General features: G+C 39.2%; 1 protein-coding gene and 1 pseudogene. Both read right to left on the bottom strand.

Going from position 1 to position 2,525, the window contains the following annotated elements; all coding sequences use genetic code 11:
- Positions 1-94 precede the first annotated feature (94 nt).
- A pseudogene (locus DW830_RS15280) lies at positions 95-505 on the bottom strand (hypothetical protein); the annotation flags it as partial.
- Entirely contained in the window at positions 505-2,430 is a 1,926-nt protein-coding gene (gene tet(Q) / locus DW830_RS15285) for a tetracycline resistance ribosomal protection protein Tet(Q) (protein WP_002560998.1), read from the bottom strand. The gene tet(Q) and the pseudogene DW830_RS15280, both read right to left, overlap by 1 nt.
- Positions 2,431-2,525 lie beyond the last annotated feature (95 nt).

Consider the following 2,525-nt stretch of genomic DNA (forward strand, 5'->3'; position numbering starts at 1 on the left):
GATTTTGTGTCTGCGACATTTCTGTTGTGCAAGAAATATGTACAATAAAATGAATTTTGTCGCTTTGCAAGCAAAATCCCACTAAACCCTATAGGTTGCGGATTTGAGGGTTAATAGATTGTTGTTCATCCATTAACCGGACTATCTGGAACATCTGTCGTTCCTTATCCTCTAAAAGACTGCGCACACTATCGATGCGCTCTGCTGGATAGGTGGCCTTGAAACGGCAGAGCATACTGTCCATTGCCATACGCCGTGCATGGTAATGCTCGATATCTTTATCGTTCCATTCCAGTATTGTTTCACCCAATAGAGAAAATTTTATCATTTGAATATTGATATTGTTTATTTCTTTTCGGAGCTCGTCTATTTTTTTATTGCCAAGTTCTAATGCTTCTATCTCCTGCCATTCATAGAGGCTATTATATGCCATACATCCGATAAGAATGGAGATAAGTATATATCCCAACTGTATTGCCTTATAGAAATTTCCTGACCGCTCCATTATTTTGATGACATTGATTTTTGGAACATGAATAAAAGTTTATCTTTTTCGTTCATGCGGATATTATCAGAATAATCGCCTTTTGTTATTTGATACCCGCATGGCTTGACCATAAAAACGCCTAAGCCCTTAGTGTATGAACTTACTTCTGAGGCGTAGTCTTTACTTGTATTTAATGGAACTTTCCCTTTAATATGACACCACTCATTATTGCAACTGATGTCTTCAATCTCAGACATCATTTTTTGCAAATCTGTAATAGCTTTGGAACTTGCCGCTTGGGGTATCTGCAACTCAAAATAGAGCATCGGTTCGAGAATGTCCACACCTGACTGTTGCAAGGCCAGCCTGAAGACATAAGGGGTCAGCTGTCTGAAATCAGCAGGTGTACTTACCGGGCTATAATACTCGGCTTGAGTAAAAGTTACTTTCAGATCAGTCACTTCCCATCCATGTAAACCAGATTGGCAAGACATACGAATCCCTTCAAAAACGGCATTTTGAAAAGAATGGTTCAGATAACCATAGGAGATGTCACTTTCGATTTGCAACCCTGTCCCTAACGGCAAGGGTTCAAGCGTCAGCCCTATTGTGGCCCAGTAAGGGTTGGGTGGCACTTCGATCTGAATAATCTTATTGACCTTTTTTACAGGTCGTTCTTTGTAGATAGTCTTGATCTCATCAAAATGGACCTTTACGGAAAATCGTTCTTCCAGCAATGTCTGTATGATTTCCTTTTGTGTCAAACCATATAACGAGATTTCCAATTCATCACTATATGAGTTTATGGAAAAGGACAAAGACGGGTCTTCAATCCACAATGTATTCAGAGCGGATATCACCTTGCTTCTCTCTTCGGACCTGTCTGGCCGGACGGAGGATTTGAGAGCGGGATGCTGATGAGATAACCCTTGAATCAAACAAGGTTTAGTACCTAAATAATCTCCGATTCGAAAATCTTCCATATCTTCTACAATCGCGATATCATTGGCCCCCACTTCATCAACATTTATCTCTCTGCCCTGATAAATAGTCTTTAGATTTTTAATCTTGATGAATTTTTCCGAATCGTTGATTCTTACAATGTCTCGAAGTCTCAGACTTCCGTCAATTATTTTAAGAAAACTTCTTTTATGTCCTTTGGGGTCATGCTCTATCTTATAGAGATAAGCTGAAAGTCTGTTTGAGACTGATTCTGGAGGAAGTATAAAAGAAGAGATGGCGTCCAACAACTCATTGATACCGATATTGAACATTGCTGATCCATGTAGTACCGGATAGACTTTGGCTTTTGCCACAAGATCGATTATCGTATTCCAATAATCAGCCGGTGAAATTTCGCTATCCGCCAAATATCGTTCTAATATATTGTCGTCATGGTTGCATACAAATTCTTTGTATTCTTCCTTTATATATGTTTGGGAGCAAATCGGATAAACCAATCCATCGACAACAGTTTGCATAAACAGGACATCTTGAGACAGATTTGTTTTTATATCCAGATACAAACGCTCTAAATTCACACCGTCACGGTCAATTTTATTGATAAATATAATTGTCGGGATTTGCAGTTTTTGTAAAGTATTGAACAGCAACTTTGTTTGCGCTTGTATGCCTTCCTTTGCGGATAAGATGAGGACTGCTCCATCAAGCATTTTGAATGTCCGCTCCACTTCCGCAATAAAATCCATGTGTCCCGGAGTGTCAATGATATTGCATTTCACTCCATTCCAGATAATAGATGTCGTAGAAGCCCGAACAGTAATTCCTCTACGTTTCTCTATATCCATAGAGTCTGTTATGGTGTCACCATTATCCACACGGCCGCACTTTTCCGTTGCTCCACTGGCAAACAGCAGATTCTCGGTTACGGAAGTTTTTCCTGCATCAATGTGAGCAAGAATTCCTAAATTTATAATATTCATTTGGATTAAGCAATAATATACCCTTAATTCCGCAACACTATAGTTTAACATTATTTATAAGTGCCTGAGCAACAAAAAGTTGCCCAGGATTTTGC

Source organism: Prevotella sp. AM34-19LB, from assembly GCF_003468525.1.
In the GTDB taxonomy this organism is placed as follows: Bacteria; Bacteroidota; Bacteroidia; order Bacteroidales; family Bacteroidaceae; genus Prevotella.